We start from the raw sequence: 14,043 nt of genomic DNA on the forward strand, positions 1-14,043 counted from the left end.
AAGCAACCCATTAAGCCTGTGAGCACACTCGGATGACCAACGAATTTTCCGGCGGATGCCTGTGCGGAGCCATACGCTTTAAGGCAATCAACCCCGCGGATCCGCATAGCTGTTCATGTGATATTTGCCAAAAGCACACCGGCGCGCAGTCCGCCGTATGGATTGAATTTTCGGCCTCCGATGTACAATGGACCGGGATCAGTGGAAAACCCGCGACCTACCGCTCCTCACCTGCCTCATGCCGAGCCTTTTGCCCCAAGTGTGGCAGTTCCATTGGCGCCATCGATGACGGCCCCGTTATCGCCCTGCTGAGTGGAGTATTTGATGATCCTGGCGATCCTGCGCTGATACCGGAATACCACTCCTTTGAGGATATGAAACCAGCGTGGTGGCAGAAACTATTTCCCGATCGCTCAACTTGACAGCACACGGCATTCATTCGATCTTAGGACAGTCGTGACACCAGCTTAAGGAAGATACTATGGTGATTTACAGTTTTTTCGTGAAGGGCGAGCAGATTGTGGTACTGGATAACTCTGTACCTGATTTCGCAGACAATCAGCAACAACTGCTTGATAAAGGCTACGTCAGGCAATTTGAAGAGTTGCAGGCCACCTCCCCGCAAGCAGCCTTGGCCAGGTTTAAAGACATCAAGGGTGAGGAATACCAAACAGCGCATGCCTTTACCACTGGCGGCGTGTTTACCTCACTGATGGGTGCTTTATTGTCTAAAGGCTGATGGCACAATTTTCTGGTGGCATACTCTCTACCAGGCGTAGTTAATTATGCCCCTCTCACTCGCCTATCAGAGTTCATTCCAGTCCGGCAACTTGTTCACCCGCTTGCGCCAATAGTGATAGAGAGCCATAAAGAAGCCAAAAAACACCCCGGCAAACAAACTCATCTGCAACGCCATTAACACGCTGTAGCCCTGACTTTTCCAAACCGTGAACCACATAATCACGCCCCAAAGAGAGCCAATAAAACCACCGAAGCACAGCACATTCTGCCAGAAAGGCATAAACGGCGGCGGTGGGATTTGAACCCCTAACTTCCATAACAGACGCATGAGCGGCGGTGCATAATTACTCCGCCACATCTTTTTCTCTGCCATCAGCGCCAAGGCCTGTTGTTTCTTCTCATCAAAAGTCATCGTTGAATTCCTTATCCCACACCTGGCCGATTAATAAAAAGCACTTTTAAAACAATAAACTATACTGCAGATGTTACAGTTACTTTTGGGAAACCATAATGCAGACAAAACTAGACCTCAACCTTGCCCGCATTCTTTGCGAGGTTATTGACGCCGGTTCGGTTTCTGCCGCCGCCATAAATCTTAAAACCAGTATCTCTGCCGTAAGTATTGCGCTAAATAAACTGCGTAAGCACCATAACAATACGCTGTTTTTCAGACAAGGGAACGGCATGATGCCAACGGCTTTGGCGCTGGAGCTATACAAGCTCTATCGGCCCGCCCTCAATCTGTTTGACGATGCGGATAAACTTCAGGGCGATGACTTAATTCCTAGCCCTATGCAAAAAGTACGCATTGCTACCATCCCTTTGTTTGATCTGCTGCTTGTGGATAAATTCCTGGACTCTCCCGAACTTTGCAACGGATCAGGCTGGGATGTACTTTCTATATCTCAAGATCCAGATGTTCGTATAGAACGACTGCGCAGAAAGCAGATTGACCTTGATATTGGTTCCGCATTGCCTAATGACAGATCGCTGCTAAGTTATCCTGTCTTGCATTCGGGTATGACGATGATTTGTTCTAAACAACATCCGCGAATAAAAAAATCCGTGACCTTAGAACAATTTCGACAAGAATCACTGCTAGGCTACATCTACTCGGAGGAAAAGCTAGGTGTAGAAATACCTAGCATTCAACATAATGATGAAACACTTTTGTTCCGGAAATTTCGCTCATCATCAATCATCACTATTCTGCTTCAGGTAGCAAAAAGAGAACTCATTGTAATGATGCCATCCAAATTGGCCCCTTGGGTGTGTGAAAGATTCGATTTACGTACCGTTGAGCATAATTTCCCCGTTAAACACACCGTTGCTTATTATGCACACATTCATCGCTCAGAAAAAAACAATGCTTTACTACAAAAAATAGTCAATTACTTATCTGAATTAGGTAGGTCTTGATGCCTCTCCAGGCTCACGACTATCCCTTCTAACTCTGTGGATATACAGCAATTCTCAACGAAGGGTAACTGAGTTTGCCTGTATTACTTAAATTTTATTGTTTATACTTAAAAACTACGGAAAGGAACCATGCCGTTAACAAGGTATGGTTTGTCGTTGATATGAATAAGGATATTGATATGTGCACACTATGACGATTAAGAGGTCAAAATGACAAATAGAAAATATCTAACCCAATCTGAAGTTCAACGCCTGCTGGAGGCCACCCGGGAAGGTTCTAACCCGGAACGAGATTACTGCTTAATCTGGATGTGTTTTATTCATGGCTGCAGGGTCAGCGAAATCAATAGCTGGCGCCAATCGGATATCGATCTGCCCAACAACCGCATATTTGTCCACCGATTAAAGAATGGCCTTTCTACCATTCACCCCCTTTACGAAGTCGAGCTAAAAGCGCTAAATGCCTGGATGAACGTACGCGCCCGGCATAAGAACGCGGACAGCGAATGGTTCTTCTTGTCGCAAAAAGGTAACCGGCTCTCACGCCAGCGAATTTATGACATATTACGTGATTGCAGCCGCCGTGCAGAATTGGAAGTGGATGCGCACCCTCATATGCTACGCCATGCCTGCGGCTTTGCTCTGGCAGACAGAGGTATGGATACACGATTGATTCAAGATTACCTGGGCCACCGTAATATTCAGCACACCGTGCTTTATACCGCGACTAATGCCCAACGCTTTCTGCGTGCCTGGTAATAGATAACTCACTAGGAAAACCACTCAGAAGGAATGTAATAAATTGTAACTCTATGGACATATTGTTCCAAACTGACCACGATACTAAAGAGTAATAATTTCCTTGTCAATAACCCTCTTTTCTCTGCTATTTAAATTCATATATTCCAGTTAAATCAATCCACTAAAAAACTTCCTTTAAAATTCTCATTTTTATTACTACAGAACTTATCAGGTCTTGTAACAATAAAAAAAAATCGATGTCGAGTTTGTTAAAAACAATCCTGGAATAAAAAACCACCCCACAGCTATAAACCCCGCTAAAAATCTAGGAAAACCCCCTATCCCTAGGGGTAACCAGTGGTAAACGCCAAACTGGTCAAATTGGAACAAAATGAACAGTTATCTGGTCAGTTTTTGACCCAAGCAACCAAGGAAAACATGCGTTGAAACGCATAACTATCAATGAGATGCGCGCATCTCGACCCAAAAGGAAGATCTACATGAAAAAGAATCTGATTGTTGCTGCTCTGGTTACTGGTGTTCTGTCTGCTTCTGCGTTTGCTGATGACGGCAAAATCAACTTCGTTGGTTCTATTACTGACGATGCGTGCACCGTAGTAAACAACATGAGCAACCCGTTGACCGTAACCCTGGGCACCGTATCCAGCTCTGCATTCACCGCAGCAGGCTCTACTGCAGCACCGACCAAGTTCACCATCGCGCTGACCGACTGCCCGGCCACCATGACCTCGGCAAAAGTGAAGTTTGATGGCACGGCTGACACCAACGTCAACACCATCCTGAAACTGACTCAGGAAACCGGCGTGGCGACTAACGTGGGTATCCAGTTGATGGACAAAGCCAACGTGGTAGTGCCGTTGTACACCGCGTCTTCAGCCTATGCGCTGACTGCCGGTGCCAACAACCTGGACTTCGTGGCGCGTTACTATGCGACTGCCGCAGCCGTAACTGCCGGTCCAGCGAACTCTACCAGCAACTTCACCATCGTTTACAACTAATTGACTGCCACTTCCCCGCCACGACCTGGCCGGGAAGCTGTCTCTACGGGCCGACTCCGGTTGGCCCGCCTTTTTTCGGAGTACGGAATTACCATGAATACCGGATTTAAAGCCCTTTGCCTTTCTTTATTACTCACCGGCGCGTTGGCGCAGGCGGCCGAGACCGGCGGCGTCACCGTCGGCGGTACCCGCCTGATTTACAACGGCGGTAAAAAGGAGGCTTCACTGAGCGTCACCAACACTGACATCAACCCCTATCTCATCCAGTCCTGGGCGGAGACCCAAAACGGTGGCGCTGAGAAAGCCCCCTTTATTGTCACGCCACCGCTGTTTCGCCTCGACGGTAACCAGCAGAACCTGCTGCGTATCGTGCGCACTGGCGGCAGCCTGCCTGAAGACCGCGAGTCGCTCTACTGGCTCAATATCAAGTCGATCCCGGCCGGCAGTAAAAAAGAAGGGGCCAACACCCTGCAAATTGCCGTCAAGACCCGCATCAAGCTGATTTACCGCCCACAGGGCCTGAAGGGCGTGCCAGAGGATGTGGCGGGCAAACTGACCTGGTCACAGAGCGGCACTCAACTGAGCGTCACCAACCCGACGCCGTTTGTCATGAACTTCCAGCAGGTCAAAGTCGGCGGCCGTGAAATCAAGGACATCACCTACGTCTTGCCGATGAGCCAGGCCACCTTCACCACCCCGGCCAACGTCAGCGGCCCGGTCAGTTGGAAACTCATCAGCGATTACGGCGGTACCGGCGCGGAGCACACCCCGGGGCACTAGCAGCATGTTGATGCGGAGCATGGACATTCAGGAGCGGGAGGGAGATACCCCCTCGCACGCAAGGAGTAGTGAAGGATGAATAATAATAATAACCCCCGAGTGCGGCTGCGCCTGAGCCGGGTGGCCTGCTTTGTGGCGGCCCAGGTGGCGCTGTTGACCGGGACAATGATGAATGCGCAGGCGCGGGACTACTTCAACCCCGCCCTGCTTGAACTGGGTACCCCAGGGCAGAAAGCCGTTGACCTGACCTCCTTTGAGGACAAGGGCGGGCAGATGCCCGGCACCTACCGTGTTGACGTGTTCCTCAACAACGAACGGATGGAAACCCGCAACGTGGAGTTCCGTCTGGGCAAGGACGGCAAGGGCAGCGAGACGCTGCTGCCCTGTATCCCGGTCAACGATCTCGCCGGTTGGGGCGTACTGACCAAGAAGTTCCCGGAGATGGGTGCGCCGGGCACCGCCTGTGCCAACCTGGCGGCCATTCCCCAGGCCAGCAGTGAGTTCCGCTTTGCTCGCCAGCAGCTGTTGCTGAGCTTCCCGCAGTCGGCGGTGAACAACTCCGCCCGTGGCTGGGTCGACCCGAAACAGTGGGACGAAGGGATCCCGGCCGCACTGTTGAACTACAGCGTCACCGGCTCCAACAACTACGCCAAGAGTGGCCGTGGCGATGACAGCAGCAGCCAGTACGTCAACCTGCGCCCCGGTATCAATATCGGCCCGTGGCGCTTGCGCAACTACACCACCTGGAATCGATCAAGCAGCAGCGGCCCGGATGGCCAGACCGAAGATCACTGGGACACGGTGTATACCTATGCCCAGCGCGACATCATTGCGCTGAAAAGCCAGTTCACCGCCGGGGATACGTCTACCGCAGCGGACGTGTTTGACAGCATTCCGTTCCGCGGGGCCCAACTGGCGTCCGATGACGAGATGGTGCCGGAAAGCCTGCGCGGCTATGCGCCGGTGGTACGCGGTATCGCCCGCACCAATGCGCAGGTGACCATCCGTCAGAACGGCTACGTGATTTACCAGACCTATGTGTCACCGGGCAGCTTTGAAATTACTGACATGTACCCATCAGGTGGGTCCGGTGACCTGAACGTCACCATCAAGGAATCCGACGGCAGCGAACAACAGTTGGTCATTCCATTTGCTTCGTTGCCAGTATTGCAGCGTGAAGGGCGCCTGAAATATTCGGCCACCACCGGGGTGTACCGCTCGTATGACAACAGCGTGGACAAGACCCCGCTGAGCGAAGCGACGGTGATTTATGGTCTGCCGGCCGGGTTCACGATTTACGGCGGCGGCCAGTTCAGCAGCAAATATCAATCCCTGGCGGCCGGTGTCGGCAAGAACCTGGGCGATTTTGGTGCGCTGTCCCTGGACGTGACACAGTCCTGGGCGAAGCAGAAAGACCAGCAGAAAGAAAGCGGCCAGTCCTGGCGCGTGCGTTACAGCAAGAACTTCGTGGCCACCGGCACCAACTTCGCGGTGGCGGGTTACCGCTATGCCACCGACGGCTACTGGGGCATGCAGGAAGTGCTGGACACTTACACCAGCGGCAACAGTTATCCGCAGCAGGAACGGCGACGTAACCGGGCCGAGCTGACGCTGTCACAGGATTTATGGGAAGGCGGCGGCAACCTGGGGCTGACGGCAGCACGGGAAGACTACTGGAATACCGACCGGCGCATGGAATCGTATACCGCCAGTTATAACAACTCGTGGGACGGTATCAGCTACGGCCTGAGCTACACCTACAACCGTAACTCCCAGGTGGCCTACGGAAGTGATTCAGGCAGCAGCGGGCGTATTTATGACAAGGACCAGCTGTTTGCCGTCAACCTGAGCGTACCGTTGAGCAAGCTGTTCGGGGACAAGCACCCGGTCTACGCCAACTACATGGTTAACAGCAGCAAGAACGGCAATACCACCCACAGCGTGAGCGTGGGTGGGACGGTGTTGGACGACAACAACCTGAGCTGGAGCGTGCAGGAAGGGTACGGCACGAAAGGTCAGGGCAACAGCGGCAGTGCCAATGCCGACTGGCGTGCCACTTATGGCGAGGTCAACGGGGGCTACGCGTATGACAACAACAGCCAGCGTCTGAACTACGGCGTACAGGGCGGCATTCTGGCCCATGAAAACGGCGTGACGTTCGGCCAGCCGCTGGGGGAAACCGTGGTGCTGGTGGCCGCACCGGATGCGAAGAGCGTCGCGATACAAGGCCAGACCGGGGTGAAAACTGACTTCCGGGGTTATGCGGTAGTGCCGTATGCCAGCCCGTACCGCAAGAACGACGTGACGCTCAACACCGAGAGCTTTGCCGACAACACCGAGGTGGCGATTACCACTCAGACCGTTATTCCAACGCGTGGGGCGGTAGTGAGAGCGCGTTACCAGACCAGCGTGGGTAGCCGGGTACTGATGACGCTGCTGACTGCAGGCGGCAAGCCGGTGCCATTCGGGGCCATCGTGTCGACCAACGGCAGCAAAGATGCTGAAGGCTTTATCGTCGGTGACAACGGCCAGGTGTACCTGACCGGGTTGCCACAGAGCGGCCAGTTGAAAGTGCAATGGGGCAGTGGGGCGGATGAACAGTGCAGTGTGAATTACAGTCTGCCACAGAATGTAAACGGGATTGCGACCATTAACGGGCAATGCCGGTAGAGGAATTAATTATGGAAATATTACGAAAATATATTGGTACTTTTCTCTTTGGGCTAATTACACTTTTCTTCTGCCAGTCGACTTTTGCTGCTTGTATGTGGTATTCATCTCCCTGGAGCATAAATGTCACCACAACTAATTTAGGAAATACTATTGTACAGCGAGATACACCTATAGGCTCAACGTTGATGACAACGTTTGTATCAAATGGTTATGATAGTAATACCCGCTTTGCATACTGTATGGCGGGTGAGACGGGAAGTTGGAATATTAGTGGGGTTAGTCCTGTAAGTGGTTTTGCACATACATATCAAACGAACGTAGCGGGTGTGGGACTAAGAATTCAAGCTGCGACGTCATCATTTTATTATGGTGCATCAGGAAGTCCAGATACGTACTATGTTGAAACAACAACAGCACCTTGGCCTGGTCGTGGTTGGGCTTGGTCTAACTGGGGCACGGGATATACTATTAGTTTAATTAAAACAGGGCCTACAGGTAATGGGGATATCGGAGCTACTCAATCTACATTCACACTTACTGGTTTAGGTGCACTTTTGCGGTTAAACATTACTGGAGGGACAATTACAACGGTGGCTTGTTCTATCACTACGCCGAACGTTAATGTCCCTTTAGACCCTGTATTAGCCAGCAGTTTTACCGCGGTCAACTCCACCCGAGGGGATACGCCTTTTACCATTGGATTGGAGTGTGATGCGGGGGCGCGTATTAATGCTTCACTCAGCTTCACCCAAAATACCGGTACGTCCAATAACAGCGTGATCCAATTAACCGGCGCAGGCACTCCAGGGGTTGCTACCGGCGTCGGCATTCAGTTGTTATATGGCAGCACAATATTAAAGAACAACACCAACGTGGTGCTTAAAACCTCCACCGGCGGTCAGGAGTTCCCGGCAGGGGCCTTTACTGCCCGCTATTTCCAGACTGCGGGCACGGTCACCACCGGCGATGCCAATGCCACCGCCACGCTGAACCTGACATATCAATAATAACAACCGGCCAGTCCGATTTTCATGACTGGCCGCCGATAACACGCAACTTCAATAATAAGGATATCGACCGTGACTACATTGCGTAATGTTAAACAAGGACTGTGTACGCTGGCCGTTGTCGGAGCACTCATCAGCAGCAGCGCCTTTGCCGACCCGGTGACCATCAATATCACCGGCCGCGTCACCGCCGCCGCCTGTACCATCGACAACAGCAGCACTTACACCGTGGTGATGCCCGATGTGACGGCGGCCGTGCTCAACCCGGCCGCCTCCTACGGTACCTGGAAGACCTTCGACGTAACCCTGAGCAACTGTCCGGCCGGGACCACTTCCGTCACCGCCACCTTTGACGGCACCGCCGACGGCGCAGACGCCAACAAGTACGCCAATACCACCGGCACCGGCTATGCCACCAACGTCTCCGTCCAGGTACAAAACCGCTCCGGCACCGCGGCCGACAAGGGCAAGAACAGCACCATGACCGCCACCGTCGATGCCAGCAGAAATGCCACCTTCGACCTGCAGGCCCGCCCGTACAGCACCGCAGGTGGCAGTACCGTGGGCAACATCAGCACCGTGGTCCTGATGAACTTTACCTATAACTGATTTGCCCCCCTGGCAGGAGAGCCAAATATGTTTAAACGTGTTTTTGTCCTCAACATGTTGCTGTCCGCCCTCGCTGTCCTGCCGGGCACGAAGGTGGAAGCCGCCGATGTGACCATCACCGGCAAGGTCATTGCCTCATCCTGTACCGTCAGCCCGGTGTTGGTGGCAGGGCAGACGGTCAACCTCGGCACCCTGGGCCGCACCCGTTTCCAGTTTGCCAACGATGCGGGCGACTGGAAGAGTTTCAGTCTTAACCTGACCAACTGCCCGGCGGGTACGACCTCTGTCAAGGCCACCTACACCGGCACGCCGGACGGCACCGACGCCACGCTGTTTGCCAATACCGAACCGGCCGCCACCGCCGCGCCGTACATGGCGGTACAGATGGCCAAAGATGCCGACCACAGTGCGGTGTTGTCCACCGGCAGTGCCATGACCGTCAACGTCGACACGCTTACCGGCACCGCCACCTTCCCGCTGGCGGCACGGATGGTGACCCCTTCCGGCGGCGTGCAGGCCGGGCAGGTTTCCAGCAGCGTGCTGGTCAACTTCACTTACCAGTAATCGTCCGGTTTATCCCTTTATGGCGGGGGCTCCTTACTCCGCCACGTTGGATAACCCTCACCATAAAGAGAGCGAAGCTATGTCTTTTCTGATGGAGAATACCGGGACTCCGGTACGCAGCATCCTGGTGCTGGAGCCCTACGACATCACCTGGCTGGGGATCCAGCAGATGCTCCACTCCACGCTGGGCAACCGCGTGTCGCTGATACGACTTCACGACACCGACCAGTTGGCCGAGACTGCCATGCGCCATCAGCCGGAGGTGATACTGCTCAGTGCCGTCGGTCACCGTACCGAGGTGTTGCCGCTGTTGCAGCAACTGGCATTACTCCTGCGCGCGCACAAAAAAGTGCATATCGCCGCCTACCTCCGTAAGGATCTGCCGCATCTGGCCGATTTGCTGCAGGCCTTCGGCGTCAATACCCTGTTCAAAGGGCCGATGGACGAGGCCGTGCTGGCCCATTATCTGGTGCCCCACGGCAAGGCGTGTCAACCCGTACTGCTGACCCATCAGGAATGCAACGTGGCGCAGGCCCTGCTGACGGGCAAGAGTGTTACCCGGGTGGCTCAATTGATGCACAAGGATATCCGCACCATCAGTGCCCACAAGCAGGCGCTGCTCGGCAAGCTCAACATGGCCAGCCGGGGCGAGTTGCAGGTGCTGGGCGGCCGCCTGATGGCCGACGAGGCACGATGATGAAACACCACGCCCTTACCGCCGGCAAGCAGGGTCTCGTGATGCATGCCTGCCCGCTGGCCCGCCGGGGTCTGCTGCATTTTCTCACGAGACAACTCCCCGAGTTCACCTTTCAGACCGCTGGCTCCTTCAGTGACCTGGGCCGCCTGCCCGGACTGACCCAGGCCGACCTGGTGGTGAGCGACCTCTGCGATGAAGAACACGACGCCGCTTACGGGGCCGACTGGCTGGTCTGGCTGCAACCTCTCCGGGGAGACAAGCCGTTGGTGGTTATCACCGAGGAACTGCCGGAGCCACCGTTACGCGTCCTGTCCCAGCACTCCGCTATCTCGGTGCTGGCCCTGCAGACGCCCCGGGTCGAACTGGGCCAGCAGTTGTACCAGATACTGGCTGGCAAGCAGGTTATCAGCCCGTTGCTCTCACCGTTGTCGACAGTGGCTGCGCCGCCATTGAAACGGGAACGCTTGACCGAAGCCGAGCTACAGGTGTTCGCACTGCTGCATGCCGGTTACAGCGTGACGCAGATTGCCAGCCGCCTGCACCGCAGTGTGAAAACGGTGAGCACCCATAAACGGCACCTGATGTACAAGCTGCGGGTCGACAATGAAATCGCGCTGTTTGCCCGGGTGAAGAACCTCAACGAGACCACCTGCTGCCTGGATAACGGGCAGCAATTTGTCAAACATCCTCACCCTGGCGCGCCGTAGCACAATACGGTGAGCGCCGGGTCATCCCCTCACAGGACGTGTATCATGATTTATCTGGCTTCCGATGACCGCTATTTTATCCTGGGTGTAGAAACGCTGTTTTGCGCACTGAAGAAACCGCTCACGATAATCCCTTTGAACGAGGTGGGAGAAACCGTTGTCATCCCCGCCCTGACCCACGACGATACGCTGATTTTGGCGGTCGAGCAGACCCACACGCTAACCCGACTGCTGACCTGGGCCCGCCGTCATGACGCCCGGGCCCTGCTGCTGATGGATAACGCCTCAGAACGCACCCTGGACAATATCACCCAGTGGTCACAAGGGGTGCTGTCCAAGAAAATGCCGCTGGTCAGCCTGCCGTTGTGTGTCGAGGCGGGGAACGCCCACCTGAAAGACCTGTCGTTCCTGACGGCACGGGAGATAAACATCATGGGGTCGCTGGCGACGGGGAAAACGCCGTACCGGATCTCGCGGGAGCTGAACCTGTCGGTGAAGACCATTTTCTCGCACAAGCTGAGCGCGCTGAAGAAGCTGGGGTTGAATCACCTTAATGCCCGTTCAGTGCTGATCTTCGGCAAGATCTTCCAGGGGCTGGCTCCGTTGTGACACCCTGTAATCAACTGGGTCGAAATCCGTGTTCGGCCCTGCTCTATCGCCCCCCATCTTAAAAATCCTGGCTTCATCAGAAAACCCTCAAAAAACAAAAACACAACCCACTGTTTTTAATCATCTTTATTAATTCGTAAAAGTGGATTTTCTGGATCCTGCGTATCCTCACCTAGGATTTATCTGTAGATTCTGTCTCACGCCATAACGAACCATTCAGAATACCTTACTGGGGATTTACAATGACACAAAGAAAATATCTGCTCGCTAGCGAAGTGGAAGCCATGATTAATGCCGTGCCTCAGGGAACTAATTATCATCGCGATCGCTGCCTGATTATGATGTGTTATTTTCATGGCTTAAGAGCCAGTGAATTATGTCGCCTCAAGATATCTGACATTCAGGGAGAATACATTTATATTTCCCGACTTAAGAGTGGTCTATCTACCACCCATCCGTTGCAACAATGTGAGCAAGAAGCCCTGAACCTGTGGCTGGAAAATCGTAAAACCTGGCTTAACAGTGATACGCCTTGGTTGTTCTTATCCCAGCATGGCAACCCACTGTCCCGCCAGCAATTCTATGAACTGATTAAAAAGTATGGTATTGCCGCCAAGCTGAATGTGAAAGCACATCCGCATATGCTGCGCCACGCCTGCGGCTACTCGCTGGCAGACAAGGGGAAAGATACGCGACTGATCCAGGATTACCTCGGGCACCGTAATATCCAACATACCGTGCTGTATACGGCTACCAATATGGCGCGATTTAACAGCATCACCTTTGATGTTGAGAAGCAAACCGCTTTGTAATCGCCTTCGTTCCGCAATGGAACAGGGATTAACTTAAGCCTTAATACACATAGCAAACAATAAAATGTCTTGCCCAGTCTATTTGTACTGGTGGACAAGTGACATCTAAAAATCAAACAGGGTATAAACATGATTTATTTAGCTTCAGATGACAGTTATTTCTCATTAGGCGTAGCAGCTATTTTTAGCGCAGAAAAAAAAGGCGTGACATTGGTTGACGTTAACCTGGGGAAAGAAGCACTGGATAAAATCAGTTTTACTTCTCAAGATACACTTCTGATAGCCACTGAGCAGGCGGACATCATTACCGCCCTGCTAGCAGTTACGCATAGGCATGGAACTAGAGTGGTGTTAATCATGGACTATTTGTTTGATATAACTAGCACCAGCATCCACCAAGGGGTGTTGAACAAGAAAATGCCGTGTAGCGCTTTCTTCAAGTTTTTAGAGAACGACTTTGTTTATCTGCAAGATCTGTCCTTCCTGACCAGACAAGAAATAAAGATAATGCGAGGGTTAACCACCGGTAAAACACCGCAGAATCTTTCAAGGGAGTTAAATTTATCTGTAAAAACCATATGCGGGCATAAAATAAATGCACTTAAAAAACTGGGGTTAAGCCATCTAAATGCTCGTTCGGTGCTTCTTTTTGGTCACATATGCCATGGACTACCTTATTTCCGAGTCAACAAAAACTTATCAGTAAAATGTTAAAACCGCTTAGGCAACGAATTAAGTGTAATTAACAAACCTTTATTGATAGTTATATAACCACCTTCTTTTAGCGTCGCCAAGGTTTTCATGATCCCACTACGAGAAAGCAAGCTACGCTCCTGAATATATTCTAATGCCGTGGTTGTCGCTCTTATTTCAAAACTTTCCAGGCTAAGCGACAATAGTAAGTTACAGATTAACTCATAGTTACTGACACCCACCGTTTCTTTTTGATAGTCGCTAAACCGAGTTGCAGAAAGCATCAGCATATAACAAATATTCTTCCACATGCTTTTATCATCCGCATAGGAAAAGAATTCATCTAAGGAAACCATCCCGTACTCAATGTCACTCATGGCAAGCAGGTGCATATCGGATTTGGCGCGAAAAATGTCTTGCAGGCCAAAGATACTAGGCGAGCGGATCGTAGATAGCACCAATGAATCATGGGTTCTTTTCGCTATACAGGTCCCGCTGTAGAGTAAAAAACACATTTTTTGACCACTCTGGTCAAGATAGAAACGTTGGCCCGCTCTACCTTGTCTGACTTGGGTAAGTGATTTTATTGACGTTAAAATTTCATCAATAGATGTAATGGGCGTTTCTTGTTCTATAACTTTGCTAAAATCATACATATCATTTACTCGAATGAACGATAAGATCCGGTTACCGGCATTAAAGGCCAGCATAAAAACGCGTAAAAATATCGAATGATAATATGATAATTTTCAATCACCCTGATATTAAAAAAAGATAAAACACATCAGACATTCATTATTCTTATAATAATCTCATCAAGTTTCCAACCTGGAACATACTAAATCCTTTTATCAGGAGAGAAGTCATCAAGCACTTTCTAACTAAAATAAAGACTTATTGGTATTATCGGGGACCCTTTGCTGTTTGAGTATTATCTTATAGTAACCCGCTAGTCTCAAAGGCTTTATGGTT

17 protein-coding genes are annotated in these 14,043 nt (G+C 51.9%); 15 read left to right on the forward strand and 2 right to left on the reverse strand.

The window, feature by feature from the left end:
* The first annotated feature begins 32 nt into the window (after positions 1 to 32).
* Together ACRDCA_RS27945 and ACRDCA_RS27950 are read left to right on the forward strand one after the other, a co-directional pair.
* Complete coding sequence (locus ACRDCA_RS27945) at positions 33 to 422, forward strand: GFA family protein (protein ID WP_438692402.1); 390 nt, start codon at positions 33 to 35, stop codon at positions 420 to 422.
* Positions 423 to 481: 59 nt separating this feature from the next.
* Complete coding sequence (locus tag ACRDCA_RS27950; RefSeq protein ID WP_438692403.1) at positions 482 to 739, forward strand: hypothetical protein; 258 nt, start codon at positions 482 to 484, stop codon at positions 737 to 739.
* Positions 740 to 805: 66 nt separating this feature from the next.
* Here the strand turns inward: ACRDCA_RS27950 and ACRDCA_RS27955 are convergent, their stop codons facing one another.
* Positions 806 to 1,153, reverse strand: a complete 348-nt coding sequence (locus ACRDCA_RS27955) for a DUF6404 family protein (protein ID WP_438692404.1) — start codon at positions 1,151 to 1,153, stop codon at positions 806 to 808.
* Positions 1,154 to 1,251: 98 nt separating this feature from the next.
* Between ACRDCA_RS27955 and ACRDCA_RS27960 the strand changes: the two genes are divergently transcribed.
* The 13 genes from ACRDCA_RS27960 (at position 1,252) to ACRDCA_RS28020 (ending at position 13,092) form a co-directional block, all read left to right on the forward strand.
* Positions 1,252 to 2,160 (forward strand): LysR family transcriptional regulator, encoded by a 909-nt coding sequence (locus ACRDCA_RS27960; RefSeq protein WP_438692405.1) that lies wholly within the window; start codon positions 1,252 to 1,254, stop codon positions 2,158 to 2,160.
* 210 nt (positions 2,161 to 2,370) lie between these two features.
* A complete protein-coding gene (locus ACRDCA_RS27965) occupies positions 2,371 to 2,919 on the forward strand; it encodes a tyrosine-type DNA invertase (protein WP_438692406.1) in 549 nt (182 codons plus the stop codon).
* Between the two features lie 482 nt (positions 2,920 to 3,401).
* Positions 3,402 to 3,920, forward strand: a complete 519-nt coding sequence (locus ACRDCA_RS27970; protein ID WP_438692407.1) for a fimbrial protein — start codon at positions 3,402 to 3,404, stop codon at positions 3,918 to 3,920.
* Between the two features lie 93 nt (positions 3,921 to 4,013).
* Entirely contained in the window at positions 4,014 to 4,700 is a 687-nt protein-coding gene (locus tag ACRDCA_RS27975) for a fimbrial biogenesis chaperone (RefSeq protein ID WP_438692408.1), read from the forward strand.
* A gap of 75 nt (positions 4,701 to 4,775) precedes the next feature.
* On the forward strand, positions 4,776 to 7,370 hold the full coding sequence (locus ACRDCA_RS27980; protein WP_438692409.1) for a fimbria/pilus outer membrane usher protein: 2,595 nt from the start codon (positions 4,776 to 4,778) through the stop codon (positions 7,368 to 7,370).
* An 11-nt stretch (positions 7,371 to 7,381) separates the two neighbouring features.
* A complete protein-coding gene (locus ACRDCA_RS27985) occupies positions 7,382 to 8,380 on the forward strand; it encodes a fimbrial protein (protein ID WP_438692410.1) in 999 nt (332 codons plus the stop codon).
* Positions 8,381 to 8,452: 72 nt separating this feature from the next.
* Positions 8,453 to 8,989: a fimbrial protein gene (locus ACRDCA_RS27990; RefSeq protein WP_438692411.1), complete on the forward strand. Its 537-nt coding sequence runs from the start codon at positions 8,453 to 8,455 to the stop codon at positions 8,987 to 8,989.
* A 27-nt stretch (positions 8,990 to 9,016) separates the two neighbouring features.
* Positions 9,017 to 9,553: a fimbrial protein gene (locus tag ACRDCA_RS27995; protein WP_438692412.1), complete on the forward strand. Its 537-nt coding sequence runs from the start codon at positions 9,017 to 9,019 to the stop codon at positions 9,551 to 9,553.
* A 79-nt stretch (positions 9,554 to 9,632) separates the two neighbouring features.
* Complete coding sequence (locus ACRDCA_RS28000; protein ID WP_438692413.1) at positions 9,633 to 10,250, forward strand: helix-turn-helix transcriptional regulator; 618 nt, start codon at positions 9,633 to 9,635, stop codon at positions 10,248 to 10,250.
* Between the two features lie 173 nt (positions 10,251 to 10,423).
* Positions 10,424 to 10,957: a helix-turn-helix transcriptional regulator gene (locus ACRDCA_RS28005; RefSeq protein WP_438692414.1), complete on the forward strand. Its 534-nt coding sequence runs from the start codon at positions 10,424 to 10,426 to the stop codon at positions 10,955 to 10,957.
* Positions 10,958 to 11,002: 45 nt separating this feature from the next.
* A complete protein-coding gene (locus tag ACRDCA_RS28010) occupies positions 11,003 to 11,566 on the forward strand; it encodes a helix-turn-helix transcriptional regulator (protein WP_438692415.1) in 564 nt (187 codons plus the stop codon).
* 242 nt (positions 11,567 to 11,808) lie between these two features.
* On the forward strand, positions 11,809 to 12,378 hold the full coding sequence (locus tag ACRDCA_RS28015; protein WP_438692416.1) for a tyrosine-type DNA invertase: 570 nt from the start codon (positions 11,809 to 11,811) through the stop codon (positions 12,376 to 12,378).
* Positions 12,379 to 12,507: 129 nt separating this feature from the next.
* Positions 12,508 to 13,092 carry a LuxR C-terminal-related transcriptional regulator gene (locus ACRDCA_RS28020; RefSeq protein WP_438692417.1) on the forward strand — a complete coding sequence of 195 codons (585 nt, stop codon included), beginning with the start codon at positions 12,508 to 12,510 and terminating at the stop codon, positions 13,090 to 13,092.
* On the opposite strand, the gene ACRDCA_RS28025 is transcribed toward ACRDCA_RS28020, so the two are convergent.
* Complete coding sequence (locus ACRDCA_RS28025; protein ID WP_438692418.1) at positions 13,089 to 13,781, reverse strand: helix-turn-helix domain-containing protein; 693 nt, start codon at positions 13,779 to 13,781, stop codon at positions 13,089 to 13,091. The genes ACRDCA_RS28020 and ACRDCA_RS28025 overlap by 4 nt on opposite strands.
* Positions 13,782 to 14,043: the final 262 nt, after the last annotated feature.

The organism is Serratia sp. (in: enterobacteria), from assembly GCF_051654945.1.
Taxonomy (GTDB): domain Bacteria; phylum Pseudomonadota; class Gammaproteobacteria; order Enterobacterales; family Enterobacteriaceae; genus Chania.

Excerpts from the sequence above, each read along its gene's own strand:
- ACRDCA_RS27945 (WP_438692402.1), top strand. The coding sequence starts at position 33 with ATGACCAACGAATTTTCCGGCGGATGCCTGTGCGGAGCCATACGCTTT.
- ACRDCA_RS27950 (WP_438692403.1), top strand. The coding sequence starts at position 482 with ATGGTGATTTACAGTTTTTTCGTGAAGGGCGAGCAGATTGTGGTACTG.
- ACRDCA_RS27955 (WP_438692404.1), bottom strand. The coding sequence starts at position 1,153 with ATGACTTTTGATGAGAAGAAACAACAGGCCTTGGCGCTGATGGCAGAG.
- ACRDCA_RS27960 (WP_438692405.1), top strand. The coding sequence starts at position 1,252 with ATGCAGACAAAACTAGACCTCAACCTTGCCCGCATTCTTTGCGAGGTT.
- ACRDCA_RS27965 (WP_438692406.1), top strand. The coding sequence starts at position 2,371 with ATGACAAATAGAAAATATCTAACCCAATCTGAAGTTCAACGCCTGCTG.
- ACRDCA_RS27970 (WP_438692407.1), top strand. The coding sequence starts at position 3,402 with ATGAAAAAGAATCTGATTGTTGCTGCTCTGGTTACTGGTGTTCTGTCT.
- ACRDCA_RS27975 (WP_438692408.1), top strand. The coding sequence starts at position 4,014 with ATGAATACCGGATTTAAAGCCCTTTGCCTTTCTTTATTACTCACCGGC.
- ACRDCA_RS27980 (WP_438692409.1), top strand. The coding sequence starts at position 4,776 with ATGAATAATAATAATAACCCCCGAGTGCGGCTGCGCCTGAGCCGGGTG.
- ACRDCA_RS27985 (WP_438692410.1), top strand. The coding sequence starts at position 7,382 with ATGGAAATATTACGAAAATATATTGGTACTTTTCTCTTTGGGCTAATT.
- ACRDCA_RS27995 (WP_438692412.1), top strand. The coding sequence starts at position 9,017 with ATGTTTAAACGTGTTTTTGTCCTCAACATGTTGCTGTCCGCCCTCGCT.
- ACRDCA_RS28000 (WP_438692413.1), top strand. The coding sequence starts at position 9,633 with ATGTCTTTTCTGATGGAGAATACCGGGACTCCGGTACGCAGCATCCTG.
- ACRDCA_RS28010 (WP_438692415.1), top strand. The coding sequence starts at position 11,003 with ATGATTTATCTGGCTTCCGATGACCGCTATTTTATCCTGGGTGTAGAA.
- ACRDCA_RS28015 (WP_438692416.1), top strand. The coding sequence starts at position 11,809 with ATGACACAAAGAAAATATCTGCTCGCTAGCGAAGTGGAAGCCATGATT.
- ACRDCA_RS28020 (WP_438692417.1), top strand. The coding sequence starts at position 12,508 with ATGATTTATTTAGCTTCAGATGACAGTTATTTCTCATTAGGCGTAGCA.
- ACRDCA_RS28025 (WP_438692418.1), bottom strand. The coding sequence starts at position 13,781 with ATGCTGGCCTTTAATGCCGGTAACCGGATCTTATCGTTCATTCGAGTA.